Genomic DNA, 15,974 nt, shown 5'->3' with positions numbered 1-15,974 from the left:
ACTCGTCCCGTTCGAGCGCACTAGTCCAACGGCGTGCGCTGGGACGAAGCTAGTGCGGATTCGCCGCCCCGCCCCCAGGAGGGCCGCCGGCGCCGGCGGCGTCGGGCTGGAAGCGGTACCCCATGCCCGGCTCGGTGAGGATGTAGCGCGGGCGTGCCGGGTCGGGCTCGAGCTTCTTGCGCAGCTGAGCGATGTACAACCGCAGGTATCCGCTGTCGCCGACGTGCTGTGGCCCCCTGATGTCGGTCAGCATGCTGCGCTGGGTGATCAGTTTGCGGGGGTTGCGCAGCAGCAGCTCGAGGATCTGCCATTCGGTCGGCGTCAGCCGCACCGGAACGTCGGCGCCATCGCGGCTGATCACCGCGATCTTGGCCCCGAGGTCGACCGAGACGTTGCCGAACCGCACGACGGGGGCGTCCTCGCCCGAGCCGACGCTCCGGCGCGTGAGCGCGCGAATTCGTGCCAGCAGCTCATCGGCAGCGAACGGCTTGCTCACATAGTCGTCTGCACCGGCGTCGAGTGCGCCCACTTTGTCGGCCGAGTCCGTGCGCCCGGAGACGACGAGGATGGGGACGGCATTCCACCCTCGGATCGCCTGGATGACCTGCGTGCCGCTGAGCTGCGGCATGCCCAGGTCGAGGATCACCAGCTCGGGCCGGGTGCTGACCACGGCGTCGAGCGCTTCCTTGCCGTTGCGGGCCAGCGTCACGTCGTAGCCGTGCGCACTGAGGATGATGCGGAGCGCCCCGAGCATCTGCGGGTCGTCGTCCGCCACCACGATCTTCACTTCACGCATCCCCTTCGGCGTGCTGGTCGGGTTCGCCGTGCTGGTCGGGTTCGCCGTGCGAGCCGAGTTCGCCCTGAGGGTCAGCGGTTTCGGCAGGGAGCGAGAGGACCATCGTGAGACCCCCGCCCGGGGTGTCCTCGGGTTCGAGCGTTCCGCCCATGCCTTCGACGAATCCTTTGGTGAGCGCAAGGCCGAGCCCGACGCCTGTGCTGTTGTCGGTGTCGCCCATCCGCTGGAACGGGTAGAAGATCGTCTCCTTGCGCTCGTCGGGAACACCGGGCCCGGAGTCGGTCACCCGGATCTCGACTTTCCCGCCGAACGCGCTCGCGCTCACGCGCGGCGGCTTGCCTTTCGGGGAGAATCGCAACGCGTTGGTCAGAAGGTTGACCATCGCGCGCTGCAGCAGGGTCGCATCCGCTTTCACCGTCGGAAGGTCGGCCGGCACGTCGACGATGACGTCGCCCGGCTTGACGAAGAGCTCGTCGAGCACGGGAGGCAGGATGTCGTCGAGTTCGACCGGTCCGAGTGTGATCGCGAGCACACCGGCCTGGACGCGGCTGACGTCGAGCAGGTTGGTGAGGAGGTCCGACAGGCCCTGGAGGCTGATCTCGGCGGTTTCCAGCAGTTCGGCCTTGTCCCGCTCCGAGAGCTTCCCCCCCTCTGAGCGAAGGCTCGTCACCGCTGCAGTGGCCGCAGCGAGCGGGCGGCGCAGGTCATGCCCGACGGCCGCGAGGAGAGCGGTCCGCACACGATCGTTCGCCTCGAGAGGTCCTACTTCTTTGGCTGCGCTGCTGAGGTCGAGGTGCTCGAGCGCCGCATCCAGCTGGCTGACGATGACCGTGAGCAGTCGCCGGTCTTCGGCACGAAGATCGTCACCGTACAGCTCGAGGGTGCCTCGCGTGCCGACCGGGACCGTGGTCGTCGGTGTGTCCCCGTCGGGGATCGCGCCGTCTACCGTCACCGCATCCTCAGCGGTCAGTCGCACGGCGGTCAGCCCGAAGGCCTCCCGCGTGCGGGAGACCAGCGCCTGAACCGCGTCGCCGCCACGGATCACGCCGCCCGCGACGGTCGCAAGGAGCTCGGATTCGGCGGATGCACGTGCAGCGGCACGCGATCGTCGTGCGGCCTGGTCGACGACGACGCTGACGAGCACGGCGATCACGACGTAGAGCGCGAGCGCCAGAAGGTGGGTCGGCCTGCCGATGGTCAGCGTGTAGTAGGGAACCACGAACACGTAGTCGAGCGTGAGTCCGGACAGAATGGCGGCGAACAGGGCGGGCCAGATTCCTCCGACCAGTGCGACGACGACGACGAGCAGCTGATACGAGAGCGCGTCGGCCGTCAGCGAGTCGGGGCTGCGGATGGTCAGCAGGAGCAACGTGAGGAGCGGTCCTGCGATGAGGGCCAGCGCGAAGCCGTACACCCGGCGGCGGACACTCAGGGCGCCACCTGCACGGAACTTCGGAAGGGTGCGACCGCCGGCAGCGGCATGCGAGACGATGTGGACGTCGATGTCGCCCGACTCCCGGACGACGGTCGCACCGACGCCCGATCCGGTGAGCAGTGCCGTGAGCCGGCTGCGACGGGACACCCCGATCACCAGCTGCGTCGCGTTGCTCGCGCGAGCGAAGGCGACCAGAGCATCCGGGATGTCCGTCCCGACGACCTGGTGGTAGGTGCCGCCGAGTTCCTGGACGAGCTTGCGCTGCGCTGCGAGCGCCGCAGGGTCGGACTCCCTCAACCCGTCCTGGCTCGAGACGTGCACGGCCAGAAGGTCGCCGCTGCCGGATCGCGCGGCCACCCGCGCGCCTCGACGCAGCAGGGTCTCCCCCTCGGGGCCGCCGGTGAGCGCGACGACGACGCGTTCCCGCGCCTCCCACTTCTCGTCGATGCCGTGTTCGGCGCGGTAGCGCTGGAGGGAGCTGTCGACCTCGTCGGCGAGCCACAGGAGCGTCAGCTCCCTGAGCGCAGTCAGGTTGCCGAGGCGGAAGTAGTTCGACAGCGCCGCGTCGATCCGGCCGGCGGGGTACACCTCGCCGTCGGCAAGCCGGTCGCGGAGGGATTGCGGCGTGAGGTCGACCACCTCGATCTGCGTCGCACTCCGCACGACCGCATCCGGCACCGTCTCGCGCTGCGGAACGCCCGTGATCTGTTCGACCACATCGTTCAGCGATTCGATGTGCTGCACGTTGACGGTCGTGATCACGTCGATGCCGGCCGCGAGGATCGCCTCGACGTCCTGCCAGCGCTTCTCGTTCTCCGAACCCGGCGCGTTGGTGTGGGCGAGCTCGTCGACCAGGGCGATGTCCGGGTGTCGCGCGATCACCGCATCCAGGTCCATCTCGGTGAGGCTGATGCCGCGATGCTCGACGGCCTTCCTGGGGATGAGTTCGAGCCCGTCGAGCACGGCGGCCGTCGCCGCGCGGTCGTGGGTTTCCACGACTGCGACGGCGACGTCCTTGCCCGTGTCTCGCAGGCGATGCCCTTCTTCGAGCATCATGTAGGTCTTGCCCACTCCGGGTGCTGCGCCGAGGAGCACCCGGAGTCGTCCGCGAACTGCCATCTCAGGCCCGTTCTACTTGTTGCCGGCCGGATCCATCTGGGCCAGGGCGAGGTTGAGTTGCAGGACGTTGACGGTCGGTTCGCCGAGGTAGCCGAGGTCGCGCGCCTGGGTGTGCGACTCGACCAGCTTCCTCACGTCGTCGGCGCTGATGTTGCGCGCCTTCGCGACGGCATCGACCTGCAGGAGGGCGTATGCCGACGAGATGTGCGGGTCGAGTCCCGACCCGGATGCGGTCAGGGCGTCAGCCGGGATCTGGCTCGCGCTGACCCCGTCCAGCTTCTCGATCGCGGCCTTGCGGTCTTTGATCGCTTTGAGCAGGTCGGGGTTGTTGGGCCCCAGGTTGCTCCCGCTGGATGCCCCGGCGTCGTATCCCGTTCCGGCCGCAGAGGGCCGCGACTGGAACCACTGGGGCAGAGCGTTGCCCTTCTTGTCGGTGAACGACTGCCCGATGAGGCTGGAGCCGACGACCTTGCCCTGGTAGCTGATCGCTGAGCCGTTGGACTGGGCGGGTATCACGAGCTGCCCGATCCCGGTGATGACGAGCGGGTAGACGATGCCGAGGGCGACGGTGAAGATGAGCAGAGCTCGCACCGCCACCCAGATCTGGCGACCCGTTCCGCGTGCTGACGCGTTCATGTTGTTTCCGTTCCGTTTTCTAGAATCCGGGGATCAGGGTGACGACGAGGTCGATCAGCTTGATTCCGATGAAGGGGGCGATGATTCCGCCGAGGCCGTAGATCAGCAGGTTGCTGCGCAGCAGCACGGATGCGGAGGACGGGCGATAGCGGACACCGCGGAGAGCGAGTGGGATCAGGATCACTATGATGATCGCGTTGAAGATGACCGCGGACAGGATCGCCGACGACGGCGAGTGCAGCTGCATGATGTTGATCGCCTGAAGGCCCGGGAACACCCCCACGAACATTGCCGGGATGATCGCGAAGTATTTCGCGACGTCGTTGGCGATCGAGAAGGTGGTGAGCGCACCGCGGGTGATCAGGAGCTGCTTGCCGATGCTGACGATGTCGATCAGCTTGGTCGGGTCGGAGTCGAGGTCGACCATGTTGCCGGCCTCTTTCGCCGCCGACGTACCCGTGTTCATCGCCACACCGACGTCGGCCTGGGCGAGCGCCGGAGCGTCGTTCGTGCCGTCACCGGTCATGGCGACCAGGTTGCCGCCTTGCTGCTCCTTGCGGATCAGCTCCATCTTGTCTTCCGGGGTGGCTTCGGCGAGGAAGTCGTCGACGCCGGCCTCGGTGGCGATCGCTTTGGCCGTGATCGGGTTGTCGCCCGTGATCATGACGGTGCGGATGCCCATCCTGCGCATGTCCGCGAAGCGTTCCGCGAGCCCCTGCTTGACGATGTCCTTGAGGTAGATGACCCCGAGGATGGTCGCGGCTCCGGTGGCGGATTTCGTCGCGACGGCCAGCGGGGTGCCGCCGGCCCTCGAGATCTCGTCCACCTTCTCATCGAGGTCGCTGAGGATCGACGATGCGATCGGACCGGACTCCTGCGCCCACTCGATGACTTTCGAGGCCGCGCCCTTCCTGACCTGGCTGCCGTCGGCGAAGTCGACGCCGCTCATCCGGGTCTGGGCCGTGAACGGCACGACTTCGCCGGACACCTCTCCGACCTGCGTGAAGCCGAGCGTTCCGGCGAGCACCACGACGGACGAGCCTTCGGGTGTCGGGTCGCTGAGCGACGCCTGCGCGGCCGCCTTGACCACGTCGGCCTGTGCGACACCGGTGACCGGGGTGATCTCGGCAGCCTGGCGGTTGCCGTAGGTGATCGTTCCCGTCTTGTCGAGCAGCAGCGTGGTCACGTCGCCGGCCGCCTCGACCGCACGACCTGACATCGCGAGCACGTTGTGCTGCACGAGGCGATCCATGCCGGCGATGCCGATCGCCGAGAGCAGGGCGCCGATGGTGGTCGGGATGAGGCAGACGAGCAGCGCGATCAGCACTGTCACGCCCGGGGCGGCGTTCGCGAACCCGGCGGTCGGGCCGAGCACGAGCACGACGACCACGAAGATGATGGTCAGCGCAGCGAGCAGGATGTTCAGCGCGATCTCGTTCGGGGTCTTCTGGCGCGCGGCGCCCTCGACCAGCTTGATCATCCGATCGACGAACGTCTCACCCGGCTTGCTCGTGATCTTGACAACGATGCGGTCGGACAGCACCCGCGTTCCGCCGGTGACGGCACTGCGGTCACCACCGGACTCGCGGACGACCGGCGCCGACTCGCCGGTGATCGCCGACTCGTCGACCGAGGCGATGCCCCAGACGATGTCGCCGTCGCCGGGGATCAGCTCGCCCGCCGACACGATGACCACATCGCCGAGGCGGAGATCGGCCGAGGCGACCTGGTCCACCTGCGCGTTCGCAGCCGCCGCATCCGCCTTCTCGTCGTAGCCGGAGACGCGGTTGGCGACGGTGGTGGTGCGCGTCTTGCGCAGGCTGGCCGCCTGGGCTTTGCCGCGCCCTTCGGCGACAGACTCGGCGAGTGTCGCGAAGAGCACGGTCAGCCAGAGCCAGATCGCGATCGCCCAGGTGAAGGCGAGCGTGACGGCTGAGCCGCCCGAGGTCTGCGCTCCGAGGAACGGCTGCGCGATCGCGAGGATGGTCGTGAGCGCCGCTCCGACCTCCACGATGAACATGACGGGGTTGTGCCACATGTCCTTCGGGTTGAGTTTGCGGAACGCTCCTGGGAGGCCGGCGATGAGCTGCCCGAGGCTGAAAGCACCCTGGGGTGCCTTCTGGCCGGACTTCGGGCTTCTGGGCGAAGCGCCCTCCGGAGCCGGAGAGGTTGTGGTGATGGTGGACATGGTCTAGTGAAGCCCTTCCGCCAGGGGACCCAGCGCGAGAACGGGGAAATACGTGAGTGCTGCGACGATGACCACGACGCCGACGACGAACGCGACGAACAGCGGTCGGTGCGTGGGGAGCGTCCCGGCGGTGGCCGGTACCTTCTCTTGAGCCGCGAGGGAGCCGGCGAGCGCGATCACGAACAGGATCGGCACGAACCGTCCGAGGAACATGACCGTCCCGAGTGCCGCGTTCAGCCACGGGGTGTTCGCGGTGAGACCAGCGAACGCCGAACCGTTGTTGTTCGCCGCCGAGGTGAAGGCGTAGAGCACTTCGGAGAAGCCGTGCGGCCCCGGGTTCCAGATCGAGACCTTCTCGATGTTCTGTTCGACGGCAGGGATCGCGAAGCTGAGTCCGGTGCCGAGGAGCACGAGCGTCGGGGTGGTGAGGATGTAGAGGCTCGCGAGCTTGATCTCGCGGGCTCCGATCTTCTTCCCGAGGTACTCCGGGGTACGCCCGACCATGAGGCCGGCGAGGAACACGGAGATGATCGCGATGACCAGGATTCCGTAGAGGCCGGCGCCGATACCACCGGGCGCCACCTCACCCGTCATCATGTTGAGCAACGTCATCATGCCGCCGAGGGGCGTGAAGCTGTCGTGCATCGAGTTGACCGCTCCGGTCGAGGTGAGCGTGCTCGTCGTGCCGAACAGTGTCGACCCGAGGATTCCGAACCGCTGCTCCTTGCCTTCTAGCGCCGCTCCTGCAGCCTGGGTGGCCGTTCCGCCGCCCTGCAGTTCGAAGAGCGTCAGCGCGACGAGGGACACGACGAAGATCGAGGCCATCGCCCCGAGGATCGCGTAGCCCTGCCGGTTGTCGCCGACCATCTTGCCGAACGTGCGCGGAAGCGCGAACGGGATGAGCAGCATGAGGAAGATCTCGACGATGTTGGTCCACGCCGTCGGGTTCTCGAACGGATGCGCGGAGTTGACGTTGAAGAAGCCGCCACCATTGTTGCCGAGCAGCTTGATCGCCTCCTGCGACGCGACAGGTCCGCCGGGGATGGTGGCGGTCGCTCCCGTCACGCTGGTGACGTGTTCGAAACCGTTGAAGTTCTGCACGACTCCGCCGATGATCAGGACGATCGCGAAGACGGCAGAGAGCGGAAGCAGGATGCGCAGGGTCGCGCGCGTCACATCCACCCACAGGTTCCCGATCGTGCCGGTCCGATGCGAGGCGAAGCCACGCACCAGCGTGATGGCGACGGCGACGCCCACGGCGGCGGACAGGAAGTTCTGCACAACGAGGCCGGCGATCTGGACCGTGTAGCCCATGGTCAGCTCAGGCGAGTACGACTGCCAGTTGGTGTTCGTCACGAACGAGATCGCCGTGTTGAACGAGAGCCCTTCCGGAATGGCGGGCAACCCGAGCGAGTACGGCAGGATCTCCTGGATGCGCTGGATCAGGTAGAGGAAGAGGACACCGAGCACGGAGAAGATCAGAACGCTCCGGAGGTACACGGGCCAGCTCTGCTCGACGCTCGAATCGACGCCGATGAGCCGGTAGAACCCGCGCTCGATCCTCAGGTCCTTCTTCGACGTGAAGGTCGCTGCCATGTAGTCGCCGAGTGGGCGGTACGTCAACCCGAGCAGCAGGATGAGGGTGGCGAATTGCGCCACGAATAACCAGGCGGTCATGTCAGAACTTCTCCGGCTTCAGCAGGGCGTACACGAGGTACGCGATCGAGGCGACGGCCAGAACGGCCGCAAGGAGATTGAAGAAGATCACAGCTTCTCCACCCCCCGGCCGATCAGGGCGACGATCGCGCCGAGCGCGAGTATCCCCACAACACAAACGATGTCCAGCACCGGTTCATCTCCATCCTCGGTTCGCGCCCATCGGCCGACGGGACGCGGGATCCGGCACCCTGCCAGAACCACGGACTCACTTAACTGGAAGCGGAGTGGCCGGAACGACGTCCTAACGGAACCCATACGCTTCCGCGCCGAGTCCTAACGCCTTTCCTCCGGCGGAGGCCGCGCGAGCCGCGGGCGCCCACCACGAACGCGCATCCGCGAATCGTTACGGCACGCCTTCGCGATGTCGACCCCGACCGCCACCGCCTGGTCCGCGACGGCGGCGAGACCGACAGCTTCTTCCTGCCGCCGCACTGCGGCCGCTGAGCCCCCGTCGCCGGGAAACGTCAGCGAGTCGTTAGCATTCGGGTCGCAACCGTAGGGAGTTCGCAAGGATTCCGTCCACCGCAGTACACCCGGCGCATCCTGTTCTGGTGGTTGAATTTCTGCGCAAACTGATCGAAGGCGACAACCTCTGGGGAACGCTCGACGTCTCCCCGGCGGGTCGCGCCCTGTGGCGTCGCGTCCGGTTGACCGTGTATCCCCCCGGGACGACGAGTGCCGAACGACGCTCGCTGCATTTCGCACACACCTGGCCCATCGGCGGCGCCATCCTGGGACTCCTCCTGATGGTCACGCTCGGCAGTGCCTGGCCGCCCGCAGTGGTCGTGGTGGTCGTCGCGGCGTTGTACGCGGCGGGGTTCTGGCTCGGGGCCCGGTTGACCAGGCCGCTCAGGAATCGCATCCGCTCGCTCGTCGTCGTCAGCGTGTTCGTCGGCGGCGGGCTCGAGGAATACGGCGACGCCCTGCTCCTCAGGGAGACGACGGCCCGCCTCAGGGACCTCGACGCCCGCCGCCGCGAAGGCGGCATCGACCCGGCCCGCTATGAGGCCGAATGGGCGGAGATCTACGACACCCTGCCGACCGGCAGGACGACCGTCCAGGTCTGAGCTCCCACGCGAGAGTCGCCGTTCGCGTCGAGATGACCCGCTACGCGGGCGATACTCGGCGCGGGCGGCGACTCTCAGCGCCAGTGACCGTGGTCACGCCACCTCGAAGTAGAGGTGCGTGTGCAGGCGGCATCCTTCGTTGAACGGCGAACCGCACGCGGGGCAGGCCAGCACGGTCAGGTAGGTCGCGATCGTCAGCTCGGTCTTGCACACCCCGCAGAGGATCGCCTTCGTCTCGCGCTCGGCCACCGGCCATTGCCGTGCTTCATGGCTTTCGGCTTCGGCATGGCAGAGGTGACAGGGGTAGTACCGACCGCAGCAGGCGAACCTGATCGCGACGATGTCCACAGGAGTCCGGTAGTGGATGCACCGGGTCTCGTCGTCGACGGTCGATCCGTACACCGGGATCATCGCCGGCTCCCGGAGTGTCCGCCGCGGGCGACGAGCGCGTCGCCGAGCTCGTCGGCGTGCTTGACGGCGAGCACCAGCATCGTCGAGGTCATGGCCGCGATGTTCGTCCCGGCCCGGCGCGCCCGGTACGCCTCCCTGACCCGCCCAGCGTGCGAGGCGATCACCGGGATGCTCGTGATGGCGACCATGAGCACGGTGCCGACCGCCTCCGGGTCCGCCCCGAACCTCCGGAAGCGTCCCACCAGACGCTCGACGGTCTCGAGCATGGCCGAGACGCGCGTCGTGAGCGAGACGAGCGCGGCGACCAGGATCAGGATGACGATCCGCACCGTGTTGAACAGCGCTGCCGCCTCGCTGACGAAGAGCAGCTGACCGGCCACGGTTACCAGGATCACCCAGCGCATCAGGTGGACCTGCCGGAAGAACTGGGTGCGGAACAGGCCGGCCACCGCATACGCGACGACCACCAGGATGCCCCACCCGGCCAGCAGCGGACCGTTCGGCGTCAGCGAGATGAGCGTCACGACGACGAGCATGATCGCGAGTTTGGGACCGGCCGGCATCCGGTGCACGATACTCGACCCGTCGACATGGACCGGGATCATGCGAACGCCTCCTCGTAGCGGGCGATGACCTCGCTCGGCTCTCCGCGATCCACCAGCGCTCCACCCTCGAATCGGAGCGCGACGTCGCAGCGGGCGGCCAGCCGCAGGTCGTGGGTCACGAGGACGAGCTGCTGCTCCATCTCGTCGAGCAGGAAGCGCTCCATCCGCCGGCTGTTGACGGCATCGAGCAGCGCGGTCGGCTCGTCGGCGACCACCAGTGACGGGCCGGAGACGAGCACCGCGCAGAGGCTCAGGAGCTGTTTCTGGCCGCCCGAGAGGAGGTGCGCGGGAGCATCCCGTAGTTCGGCGAGCCCGAACTGCTGCAGGGCATCCTCGACTTTCGCCGCGCGCTCCGGTTTGCCCAGCCCGCTGCCGCGCAGGGAGTACGCGACATCCTCGGCCACGGTCGGCATGATGATCTGCGCATCCGGATTGCTGAAGATGAAACCGACCCTGCGGCGGAGCTCCTTCTGCTGTCTGACCGTGTCGAGACCGTGCACCCGCACGGTGCCTGCCGTCGGCCGGGTGAGCGCGTTCAGGAGCCGTGCGAACGTCGACTTCCCCGATCCGTTGCTGCCGATCACCGCGATCCGCCGCTCGTCGAGCCTGACCGACACGTTCGCCAGGACCGCAACGCCCCCGAAATCGACCGCCGCGCCGTCGAAGACGATCTCGCGCTCGCTCATCGGACCACCTCGAAGAGGGCGGCGACTCCCATGCCGCCGCCGACCGCCGCCGTCGCGATGCCGAGACTGCCCGCAGGAGCACCCGCGCGGACCAGCCGGGAGAACAGCCGCACGACGGAGACCGCGCCACTTGCACCCCACGGATGACCGAGCGCGAGCGCACCGCCGTCCGCGCAGATCCGTGGGTCGGTCCGGTCGTCGCGGTGAAGCCCGAGGGCGATGAGAACCGCGAGGGACTGCGCCGCGAATGCTTCGACGATCTCGAATGCGGCGATGTCGTCAAGCGAGACGTCGGCGATGGCGAGGACGCGTTCGACCGCACCAACCGGACCGATGCCGGGGAGACTCGGGTCGCATCCGACGGTCGCCGACGCGACGAGCCGAAGGCCGGGAGCCGATCCGCGGAGCGCGTCGTCGACGATCGCGACCGCCGCAGCACCGTCGCTGACGCGGCACGCGTTCCCCGCGGTCACCGCCCCGCCGGCGAGTGGAGGGAACCGGCGGAGCATGCGTTCGAGGTCGATGCGCGGGCCGTCGTCCGTCGCAGCAGCCCCGACCTCGACGAGTTCGTCGGCGAAGCGGCCGTCACGGATGGCACGCTCTGCGGCCCGGTGGCTGCGCAGAGCGTAAGCGTCCTGCAGCTCGCGCCCAATGCCGAAACGGCGCCCCAGCGCTTCGGCGGCGGGGAGCATGTCGGGGTCGGGCGTCCCCGCAGGGGCGAAGGCCGCCCGCAGGTACGGCTGCCCGTCGACCATCCTGACCGGTGCGGTCGACGCGCTCTCCGCACCACCGGCGACAACGGCCTCGGCGTCTCCGGTGCGGATGGCGCCCGCCGCCGTGACGATCGCAGACAGGCCGCTTCCGCACTGCCGGTCGACCGTCATCCCGGGAACCGCGACGTCGAGCCCGGCTGCGAGCGCCGCCACGCGCGCGGTGTTACCGCCCGGGCCCATGCAGTTGCCGATCACGACATCGGCCACGGTGAGTTCCCTGCCGACGCTCCGCCCGGCATCGTCGACGGAGGCGCGGATCGCCGCAGCCGCCAGCGATTCGACCGGATGCTGTGCCAGCCGGCCTCCCCGAGTGGCGATCGGGGTGCGCCGCGCCGCCACAATGGTCGCGAGCCGTTCATTGTCCAAGACGTCGCACCTCCCCGTTCGCGACGGCTTCGCGAACCCGGCCGCGAGCCGGCTTGCCGGTCGCAGTGAGTGGGATGCGGTCCATCGCATACCAGAGGCGCGGGCGATGCGGCAGGGTGAGTGCCGACCGCATCCGCTCTCGCAGCTGCGGGGCCGTGACCCGGATGCCCGGATCGAGTTCGACGACGGCCGTGACGAGCGCATCCTCTCCCCTCGCGACGGTGCCGAAGACGACGGCCTCCCTGACGCCGGGCACGGCCCGCAAGGCCGCCTCGACCTCTTCGGGGACCACGGTGGCCGCCGCTGTGAGGATGGCGCCGTCCGACCTGCCGTGCACGGTCAGCCTTCCGTCCGCTCCGATCGCGGCGAGGTCGCCGACCGTCGCCCAACCGTTCGTATCGACGGTAAGCGGGCCGCGTTCGTCTCCCGCGTAGCCGGCAGCGAGGTACGGCGAACGCACCCAGAGGCGGCCGTCGTCGATTCGGGCGTCCACCTCGGGAAGCACGCGCATCCCCGCGCCGTCGACGTCGACGGCCACGAACGACAGCTCTGCCGCTCCGTAATAGGTGACCACCCGGATGCCCAGCGCCTCCGCACGGTGCCGCAGCGACGGATCGAGCGCGGCGCCCCCGATGAGGGCTGCGCCGAGGCGATGCGGAGCGCCCTCCTCGATCAGGTCCAGGATGCGCTCGAACAGTCGCGGCGTCGCATGAACGTGGGTCGCATCCGCGAGGTCGTCGGATGACGGCTGGCGCTGCCGCGGCAGCCGCACCGCGTGACCGAGGTGGCGTGCCATCGCGATCGAGAACATCGCCATCGAGGAGACGAGTTGGACGGGCACATAGTGGATGGACTCGGTGCTGAGCCCGACGAGAGCGGCGATCGTCTCGTACGACGCCGACCAGGATGCGTCCGACCGCAGGACCAGGCGCGGGGCCCGGGTGCTCCCCGACGTCAGGGTCGCCCACGCGACCCCCGCTGGAGCGGCGAGGTCCTCGCAGGTCCGCTGCAGGTCGAGCCATTGCTCATCCTCCCAGCGGTCGTCGGCGACGACCGGAACGCCACCGGATGCCCGCACAGCGAACGCGTCGACCACCGCTTGGAGCCCATCCGGAGTCCTGATCGCCACGATGCGTCCGCTCCGGTCGCCGAGCTCGTTGGATCTTTCGGCGACAGCGACGTCGAACGCGGTGCGGTCGAGGGTCACCGCACCACGGGCGATCGACCCGGTTCGGGTCATTCCGAATCCACGAGGGCGTCGGGTGCGTGCGCTTTCGCCAGGCGGCTCCTGCTGTATGCCGTGAACGCGGGCGGGTAAGCCCGCCAGAGCAGCATCGTGATGGTGGCGGCGAGGATGGCCTTGAGGATGTCGCCCGGGATGAACGCGAGGCTGAAGAGGGCGGTCTGCGGCAGCCCGATGTGGGTGACCCACGCCTGGACGGGGATGCCGATCGCATAGATCACGCCGATTCCGCCGACGAGGCAGGCGAGGAACGCGCGCAGCCAGGTCGGTCTGCGGGCGCCCGACCACAGGATCAGCCCGATCACGAAGGCGCCGAAGATCCAGCCGACGAGGTAGCCGGCCGAGGGGCCGACGAAGACGCTGACTCCCCCGCGTCCGCCGGACAACAGCGGGAGCCCGACCGCGACGAGCACCTCGAACACGATCACCGACAGCGCGCCGAGCCACGGCCCCAGGATCGCCCCGGCCAGCATCACCCCGAGGGTCTGGGCGGTGATCGGCACGGCGCCGCCGAAGACCGGTATGGCGCCGGGAAGGCCGAGTACGGCGATCAGCGCTGCAAAGACGGCGACCTTGGCGAGGTCGCGCGGGTCGAGTGCACGGTGTGATGTCACGGGATTTTCTCCAATCGCCCTGAACACCGTTCACCTGAACAGCGTTCACCTGAACATTGTTCACTAGGATTGCAGAATGGACAACTCGGAAGACACCGGCACCCGCGTCATCCGCCACACCCGGGAGGACGTGACACGAGCCGCGCTCTCCATCCTCGACGAACTGGGGCTGCCCGATCTCACCATGCGCCGCCTCGCAGCGGTGCTGAACGTGCAGCCGAGCGCTCTCTACTGGCACTTCGCGAACAAGCAGTCCCTCCTCGCAGCCGTGAGCGACAGCATCCTGGAGCAGCTGCGCCCGGCCACCGCGACCGACGACTGGCGCGCCGATCTGCACGCCGAAGCCCGCGCCCTCCGTGACGCGCTTCTCGCCTACCGCGACGGCGCGGAGGTCGTCTCGAGCACCCTTGCACTCGGGCTCGGCGGCGACCAGGCGGAGGAGCGCCTTGCGGCAGCGATCTCGCGCGGCGGTTTCGACGAGCGCATCAGCGCAGCCGCCGCACGAGCGGTACTCCATTTCATCCTCGGCCACGTCTCTCGGGAGCAACAGCACCTCCAGGCGAGCAGCCTCGGAGCCGCTCGCGAGCCGGCCGGGCCGCTCGACGACGAGGACAGCGCCGGAGGCTTCGAATTCGGGATCACGCTGCTCGCGGGTGGCCTCGAAGCCTACCGGATGCCCGGCGTCGCGTCGCTGCGCACCTAGCCGGAGTGCCTCCTCCCGGCGCCTTGTCACCGGCCGGCTTTCCGGCCGGATTCGCGCCGCCCCGCCAGTTCGGTGCATCCCGGCCACCTCGAGGTGGCGGGCACGTCCCCAGATGGCGGGCACGCTCCGGATGCAGTCCGCTGGAGTCTTGACAGGCAAGTAGTGACTTGCCTATCGTGAACGAGTGGGAGATGTCTACCGGGCGATCGCCGATCCGACGCGGCGCATCATCCTCGACGAGCTGACCGCACGCGACGGGCTGACGCTCTTCGAGATCTGCACCCGCCTGATCATGACGCACGACATCTCGGTGAGCCGGCAAGCCGTCTCTCAGCATCTGGCCGTCCTCGAGGACGCCGGGCTGGTCTCTACCCACCGGGCCGGCCGCACCAAGATCCACACCCTGAACACGGAGCCGCTTCGCTCGATCGTCGAGCGCTGGCCCCTCGACCCTGAGGAGAAATCATGAGGCCACGCATCGGCGTGACAAGCGTTTTCGTCAACGACCAGGCGAAAGCGCTCGCGTTCTACACCGAGAAACTCGGGTTCGTACTCAAGACGGATGTCCCCGTCGGCGATGCGCGTTGGCTGACCGTGGTCGGCCCCGGCGAGCCCGACGGGGTCGAACTCCTGCTGGAACCGGATGGACATCCTGCGGCGAAAGCCTTCACCGCCGCGTTGGTCGAGGACGGCATTCCGGCCACTACCTTCATGGTGGACGACGTCGTCGCCGCCCACCGCGAACTCGAAGGCCAGGGCGTGATGTTCACGCAGCCGCCCACGCCGATGGGCCCGACCACGGCAGCCGTGTTCGACGACACCGTGGGCAACCTGATCATGCTGGCGAGCAGGAACTAGGCGCGCCTATGCGCTGTGCCTGGGTTATTTGCTGGGGCTCGGCCCTGGCGTGACGGGCGTTCCCGGTGTCGTCGGGAGCTGCTGCTTGAAACTCGTGAGGTCGAGGACACGATCCGCTGTGACGGTGTCACCCGACCGCGACCCCACGACGATGATTTCCTGGCCAACCGCGAAATCCGACGCGCTCCCCGACTGGACCGGCGTGCCGAACTGGGTCGACGAGGTCACCTCGACGGTGAGGGACACTCCACGCTGGGTGTCGACCGTCCAGGTCGATCCTGAGATGGAGGTGATCGTCCCTCGGACGACCGTGAGCTGGTTGCCCGACTTCGTGCCCGGTCCGGGCGCCTCGCCCTGATTCTGCCCCTTGCCCTGACCGTTGCCCTTGGCCTTGCCGTTGCCTTCCCCGGGGAACCCCGGGAACGGCCGCGCGTTGCCCTGCTCGAGCACGTGGGAGATGCCGGCTCCGGCGTGGGAGATGAACGTCCCCACGGCGAACGCGCCGACGCCGAAGAAGGCGAGAATCACAAAGACACCGAGCACGAGCGTCGAGATGGCGAACGCGAGTCCGTACCGCTTGTAGAACGGCTCGTGCACCGGGCTCTGCTGCACCGGCTGCTGTTGCTGCACAGGCTGCAGCGGCACTGTCTGCTGCGCGTAAGCAGGCTGCAGCGGCACTGTCTGCTGCGCGTAAGCGGGCTGCGGCTCCTGTGCAGGAGGGGGCGGCTCCGTCGGCATATTCGCGTCCATGCTCT

17 protein-coding genes are annotated in these 15,974 nt (G+C 68.2%); 4 read left to right on the top strand and 13 right to left on the bottom strand.

Translation table 11 applies throughout. The features are described 5' to 3' along the window. Positions 1 to 49: 49 nt before the first annotated feature. The 6 genes from G3T36_RS07760 to kdpF are packed head-to-tail and all read right to left on the bottom strand — an operon-like array spanning position 50 to position 7,942. The gene (locus G3T36_RS07760) at positions 50 to 787 is read right to left on the bottom strand and encodes a response regulator (RefSeq protein ID WP_163288939.1); all 738 of its coding nucleotides are present in this window, start codon (positions 785 to 787) and stop codon (positions 50 to 52) included. Between the two features lies 1 nt (position 788). After that, entirely contained in the window at positions 789 to 3,350 is a 2,562-nt protein-coding gene (locus tag G3T36_RS07755; RefSeq protein WP_163288938.1) for an ATP-binding protein, read from the bottom strand. A 12-nt stretch (positions 3,351 to 3,362) separates the two neighbouring features. Then, positions 3,363 to 3,986, bottom strand: coding sequence for a K(+)-transporting ATPase subunit C (gene kdpC / locus G3T36_RS07750; protein ID WP_163288937.1), 624 nt, complete (start codon positions 3,984 to 3,986; stop codon positions 3,363 to 3,365). Between the two features lie 19 nt (positions 3,987 to 4,005). After that, positions 4,006 to 6,174: a potassium-transporting ATPase subunit KdpB gene (gene kdpB / locus G3T36_RS07745; RefSeq protein ID WP_163288936.1), complete on the bottom strand. Its 2,169-nt coding sequence runs from the start codon at positions 6,172 to 6,174 to the stop codon at positions 4,006 to 4,008. A gap of 3 nt (positions 6,175 to 6,177) precedes the next feature. Beyond that, positions 6,178 to 7,851: a potassium-transporting ATPase subunit KdpA gene (gene kdpA, locus G3T36_RS07740; protein WP_163288935.1), complete on the bottom strand. Its 1,674-nt coding sequence runs from the start codon at positions 7,849 to 7,851 to the stop codon at positions 6,178 to 6,180. A 1-nt stretch (position 7,852) separates the two neighbouring features. Then, on the bottom strand, positions 7,853 to 7,942 hold the full coding sequence (gene kdpF, locus G3T36_RS20150) for a K(+)-transporting ATPase subunit F (RefSeq protein WP_163288934.1): 90 nt from the start codon (positions 7,940 to 7,942) through the stop codon (positions 7,853 to 7,855). A gap of 502 nt (positions 7,943 to 8,444) precedes the next feature. Here kdpF and G3T36_RS07730 point away from each other — a divergent pair. Further along, a complete protein-coding gene (locus G3T36_RS07730) occupies positions 8,445 to 8,960 on the top strand; it encodes a DUF6611 family protein (RefSeq protein ID WP_163288933.1) in 516 nt (171 codons plus the stop codon). Positions 8,961 to 9,053: 93 nt separating this feature from the next. On the opposite strand, the gene G3T36_RS07725 is transcribed toward G3T36_RS07730, so the two are convergent. From G3T36_RS07725 to G3T36_RS07700, 6 genes are read right to left on the bottom strand one after another with little or no spacing between them, the layout of a single operon-like run. Continuing rightward, complete coding sequence (locus tag G3T36_RS07725; protein WP_163288932.1) at positions 9,054 to 9,371, bottom strand: CHY zinc finger protein; 318 nt, start codon at positions 9,369 to 9,371, stop codon at positions 9,054 to 9,056. Then, a complete protein-coding gene (locus G3T36_RS07720; RefSeq protein ID WP_163288931.1) occupies positions 9,368 to 9,976 on the bottom strand; it encodes an energy-coupling factor transporter transmembrane component T family protein in 609 nt (202 codons plus the stop codon). The genes G3T36_RS07725 and G3T36_RS07720 overlap by 4 nt, the downstream gene beginning before the upstream one ends. Then, positions 9,973 to 10,662 carry an energy-coupling factor ABC transporter ATP-binding protein gene (locus tag G3T36_RS07715; protein WP_163288930.1) on the bottom strand — a complete coding sequence of 230 codons (690 nt, stop codon included), beginning with the start codon at positions 10,660 to 10,662 and terminating at the stop codon, positions 9,973 to 9,975. The genes G3T36_RS07720 and G3T36_RS07715 overlap by 4 nt, the downstream gene beginning before the upstream one ends. Further along, positions 10,659 to 11,801: a thiolase family protein gene (locus G3T36_RS07710; RefSeq protein WP_240148268.1), complete on the bottom strand. Its 1,143-nt coding sequence runs from the start codon at positions 11,799 to 11,801 to the stop codon at positions 10,659 to 10,661. Before G3T36_RS07710 ends, G3T36_RS07715 begins: the two co-directional genes overlap by 4 nt. Then, positions 11,791 to 13,041, bottom strand: a complete 1,251-nt coding sequence (locus G3T36_RS07705) for a class I adenylate-forming enzyme family protein (RefSeq protein WP_163288928.1) — start codon at positions 13,039 to 13,041, stop codon at positions 11,791 to 11,793. The genes G3T36_RS07710 and G3T36_RS07705 overlap by 11 nt, the downstream gene beginning before the upstream one ends. Continuing rightward, on the bottom strand, positions 13,038 to 13,658 hold the full coding sequence (locus tag G3T36_RS07700) for a biotin transporter BioY (RefSeq protein ID WP_338031497.1): 621 nt from the start codon (positions 13,656 to 13,658) through the stop codon (positions 13,038 to 13,040). Before G3T36_RS07700 ends, G3T36_RS07705 begins: the two co-directional genes overlap by 4 nt. A gap of 76 nt (positions 13,659 to 13,734) precedes the next feature. Here G3T36_RS07700 and G3T36_RS07695 point away from each other — a divergent pair, with 76 nt between their 5' ends. The 3 genes from G3T36_RS07695 (at position 13,735) to G3T36_RS07685 (ending at position 15,219) form a co-directional block, all read left to right on the top strand. Further along, positions 13,735 to 14,361 carry a TetR/AcrR family transcriptional regulator C-terminal domain-containing protein gene (locus tag G3T36_RS07695; protein ID WP_163288927.1) on the top strand — a complete coding sequence of 209 codons (627 nt, stop codon included), beginning with the start codon at positions 13,735 to 13,737 and terminating at the stop codon, positions 14,359 to 14,361. A 184-nt stretch (positions 14,362 to 14,545) separates the two neighbouring features. Then, positions 14,546 to 14,830, top strand: coding sequence for a metalloregulator ArsR/SmtB family transcription factor (locus G3T36_RS07690; RefSeq protein ID WP_163288926.1), 285 nt, complete (start codon positions 14,546 to 14,548; stop codon positions 14,828 to 14,830). Next, positions 14,827 to 15,219 carry a VOC family protein gene (locus G3T36_RS07685; protein WP_163288925.1) on the top strand — a complete coding sequence of 131 codons (393 nt, stop codon included), beginning with the start codon at positions 14,827 to 14,829 and terminating at the stop codon, positions 15,217 to 15,219. Before G3T36_RS07690 ends, G3T36_RS07685 begins: the two co-directional genes overlap by 4 nt. Positions 15,220 to 15,243: 24 nt before the next feature. On the opposite strand, the gene G3T36_RS07680 is transcribed toward G3T36_RS07685, so the two are convergent. Beyond that, entirely contained in the window at positions 15,244 to 15,969 is a 726-nt protein-coding gene (locus G3T36_RS07680; protein ID WP_240148267.1) for a DUF5666 domain-containing protein, read from the bottom strand. Positions 15,970 to 15,974 lie beyond the last annotated feature (5 nt).

The organism is Leifsonia tongyongensis, from assembly GCF_010686705.1.
GTDB classification, from domain to species: Bacteria; Actinomycetota; Actinomycetes; order Actinomycetales; family Microbacteriaceae; genus Diaminobutyricibacter; species Diaminobutyricibacter tongyongensis.
The sequence above is the reverse complement of the archived record's forward strand: the minus strand, read 5'-3'. Positions and strand labels throughout refer to the sequence as shown.

Coding starts and splice junctions, on each gene's coding strand:
- kdpB (WP_163288936.1), bottom strand. CDS start 6,174: ATGTCCACCATCACCACAACCTCTCCGGCTCCGGAGGGCGCTTCGCCC.
- G3T36_RS07705 (WP_163288928.1), bottom strand. CDS start 13,041: ATGACCCGAACCGGGTCGATCGCCCGTGGTGCGGTGACCCTCGACCGC.
- G3T36_RS07725 (WP_163288932.1), bottom strand. CDS start 9,371: ATGATCCCGGTGTACGGATCGACCGTCGACGACGAGACCCGGTGCATC.
- kdpA (WP_163288935.1), bottom strand. CDS start 7,851: ATGACCGCCTGGTTATTCGTGGCGCAATTCGCCACCCTCATCCTGCTG.
- G3T36_RS07755 (WP_163288938.1), bottom strand. CDS start 3,350: ATGGCAGTTCGCGGACGACTCCGGGTGCTCCTCGGCGCAGCACCCGGA.
- G3T36_RS07715 (WP_163288930.1), bottom strand. CDS start 10,662: ATGAGCGAGCGCGAGATCGTCTTCGACGGCGCGGCGGTCGATTTCGGG.
- G3T36_RS07680 (WP_240148267.1), bottom strand. CDS start 15,969: ATGGACGCGAATATGCCGACGGAGCCGCCCCCTCCTGCACAGGAGCCG.
- G3T36_RS07695 (WP_163288927.1), top strand. CDS start 13,735: ATGGACAACTCGGAAGACACCGGCACCCGCGTCATCCGCCACACCCGG.
- G3T36_RS07720 (WP_163288931.1), bottom strand. CDS start 9,976: ATGATCCCGGTCCATGTCGACGGGTCGAGTATCGTGCACCGGATGCCG.
- kdpC (WP_163288937.1), bottom strand. CDS start 3,986: ATGAACGCGTCAGCACGCGGAACGGGTCGCCAGATCTGGGTGGCGGTG.
- G3T36_RS07685 (WP_163288925.1), top strand. CDS start 14,827: ATGAGGCCACGCATCGGCGTGACAAGCGTTTTCGTCAACGACCAGGCG.